Raw genomic sequence first — 3,249 nt, forward strand, 5'->3', positions numbered from 1 at the left:
CGGGTTACTGTCCAGGAAAAATACCGCAGCCACTTCGCCTCTGTTCATCTCATTGATGAACTCCGCAAATTCCGCGTCATTTCCTGCATAGCGTTTGTTAGGATTGTCCAGATCAATTGTGGTACCGTAACTGCCGATCGCTGAGTTGATCGCGTTTACCAAAATCTGTGTAGACACATCATTCGATCCGCAAACCACTACTGACTTTCCTTTATTTTGTACTAATTCTTTAGCTACTAACTTTAATGCTTTATCCGCAGTCACATTATTACCTAAAGTACCACCGGCCAGATTTGCACCAGTGATCGCATTGTATAAGGTAATCAGCGCCGGGCCTTCTTCTGATAATTTTACCGGAATGCGGGTATCCGCATTGGTACCTGTCATGCTCATGCCAGCTTCAAACTGAAAATGGCGGGACATTTTGCCCTGGCTTAATGATTTCTGGTTCCTGTTGGAAACGTATTGTGCCGTAAATTCTTCCCCGCTGATCCAGGTGCCCAAGAAATCTGCACCAAAACTTACGATGAGGTCAGCTTTATCGAAGTTGTATTTTGGAACAACAGCCTTACCAAAGCTGTTTTCATTTGCTTTAATGATACCGGTATAAGAAACTGCATCATACTGAACATGCTTGGTTGTCGGGTAAGCAGCAGTAAAATCAGCAATGACTGCTTTAGTCGAAGGGCTGTTCACAGACGAAGAGACGATACGGATCTTTTTACCCGAAGCCTGTGCTTTACTCAGCTCAGCCTGTACAAATTTATCAATCTCTGCCCAATTGCTTTTAGCTAAGCCATTGGCTCCGTCTTTCTTCACCGGATACTGAAGTTTTGAAACATCATACAGATCTAAAACTGAAGCCTGTGCCTGTGCATCTGTACCCTGAAAAAAGCCACCTGCATTGGGATTCGGTTCAATCTTGATTGGTCTCCCCTCCCTTGTTTTTACCAATACACTCTGGCCGTTAAAACTTGAAACATAATAGTTCGGAATGCCCGGGACTACTTCTTCAGGTTTAATCAGGTAAGGAATTGATTTATGAATAGGAGCAGTCTGACAAGCAGCCAGCGTAACCGCACCTAACCCAAAGCCCAAAGCCTTTAAAAAGTCGCGGCGCGGAGTTACTGTACTTAACCCTGCTTCATTTAAAACATCTTCAATTGGAAGTGGCTCAGCAAATTCGTTCTTGTTGTTTTCAACAAAATCCGGAGTGTTTTTATACTCTTCTAAGCCTTTCCAGTATTTTTTATTGCTTTCCATTTAAGCTATATTACTGTTTATCGAACGTTCTTTTTATTAAACTCTAATTAATAGTGGCACTTACCACACTCTATACCACCCAAAGCAGCCGGTGTAATTTTCTCCCCTTTTTTGATTTTCTCATGTGCTGCTATGATCTTGTCATAAAACGCATTCCCTTTCACTTCAAGCTTAGTGTCGTTGTGGCAGTTGATGCACCATTTCATGGTTAGCGGAGAGAACTGGTAAATCTCTTCCATGGTATTTACCGGACCATGGCAGGCAAAACATACCGGCTCATTTGGCTTCAGACCTTTTTCTTTCCTGATGGCTTCCTCACCAACAACTACGTGTTGTGAGTGGTTGAAATAAGCAAAGTCAGGCAGGTTATGAACACGTACCCATTCAATAGGTTTCTCTTTTGTTTTATCATAGGTCATGGTAGCAGGATCATAACCTAAAGCATTATAGATCTTCTGGATTTCAGGAGAAACTTCGCCGTCATACTTTTCAGTCGCCTGAACAGCTTTGTGACAGTTCATACAAACGTTAGCCGACGGAATCGTTGCATTTTTTGATTTGAATGCTCCTGCATGGCAGTATTGACAATCGATCTGGTTGATCCCCGCATGAAGCTCATGGGAGAACTTGATCGGCTGCGATGGCTGATAACCTGTATGCACACCTGTATTCCACATACCCATCCAGCCATACGACCCAAGGGCAGTGATCAGACACAATATGAAGAAGAATACAAATTTCTTGTTCTTAAACATTTTTCTGGTGCTGTCAGCAAAAGAAACGTTCTCTTCTTCCGGCAATACGACACCTTGTTTTTGAAGGATAAGGCGCTCCAGCATTTTGATAGCGCGGCCCAGTACCACCAATACCACTATAGAAAGAATGATGATCGCAACTACACCGGCGATTGAAAAGTCAGATACACCTTCGGACGTCCCTGCCGAAGCACCACCAGCGCCGCCTGCCGCATCCGCTTTCTTAGGCTCACCTGCTTTGGCATAAGCAATAATGTTTTTAATCTGCTCATCAGTTAAACGCGGAAAAGCAGTCATCTCGGCGGGAGAGAATTTAGAAGCTTCTATAGCTTCTTTGTCTCCGGCATCAACTAAAGCTTTCCAGTTTTTGATCCATTTAATGGCAAAAGCTTCATCCAGTTCGGTCAATTTAGGTGTCAATGCCGGACCGGTACTATTACTGGTTAACTGGTGACATGAAGCGCAATTATCCTTAAATAACTTACGGCCCTCCACTACATCTTGTGCCTGTGTTGCAGAAATGGTTAGAACAGAAAGAGCCGCAAACATAAATGCAGACTTCCAAACTCTCCTAACGATCAATGAGATATCCCTCATAATGAGTATTTTATACTATTTTTTAAAAAACTTAATAAACGGAATTGATGTTTAAACTCTGGTCCTTCACCAAAACGTCCACAAAAGTAAAATTTATTGTCTTACCAATGACAAAGAAATGACAGTAAATACAATTTATAATCAATCTAAATAGTTCGTTTAATATGCTTTAAACGAAGAAAATCAGCAATTTTTTCGTAATTGCTGATTCTCATTTATGGCCAAGTTCCGGAGTACACTTGTTAATTTAAATTACATTTTTAATATCCAGGCAAACATTAGCGGAGCTACGATTGTTGCGTCCGATTCTACAATAAACTTTGGCGTATGAATATCCAGTTTTCCCCAGGTGATCTTCTCATTGGGCACTGCGCCTGAATAAGATCCGTAAGAAGTGGTTGAATCTGAGATCTGACAGAAATAGCTCCAGAACGGAATGTTTTCCATTTCCATATCCTGATAAAGCATCGGTACAACGCAAATTGGAAAATCTCCTGCTATGCCGCCGCCGATCTGAAAAAAGCCTATTCCTTTACCCGAACTGTTGTTGATGTACCAGTCGGCAAGCCAGCCCATGTATTCGATACCACTCTTCATAGTTGTGGCTTTTATTTCAGATTTCATCACATAAGAA

At 42.0% G+C, this 3,249-nt stretch carries 3 protein-coding genes; all 3 read right to left on the reverse strand.

Annotated elements, in window-relative coordinates:
* Positions 1-1,263, reverse strand: a 1,263-nt coding sequence (locus VK541_RS25635; protein ID WP_324373514.1) for a TAT-variant-translocated molybdopterin oxidoreductase, incomplete at its 3' end; no start/stop codon positions are given.
* A gap of 47 nt (positions 1,264-1,310) precedes the next feature.
* Entirely contained in the window at positions 1,311-2,615 is a 1,305-nt protein-coding gene (locus VK541_RS25640) for a c-type cytochrome (protein WP_324373515.1), read from the reverse strand.
* Positions 2,616-2,867: 252 nt separating this feature from the next.
* The coding region (locus tag VK541_RS25645; RefSeq protein WP_324373516.1) for a deoxyhypusine synthase family protein at positions 2,868-3,249 on the reverse strand (382 nt) is incomplete at its 5' end.

The organism is Pedobacter sp. (assembly GCF_035317785.1).
Classification (GTDB): Bacteria; Bacteroidota; Bacteroidia; order Sphingobacteriales; family Sphingobacteriaceae; genus Pedobacter.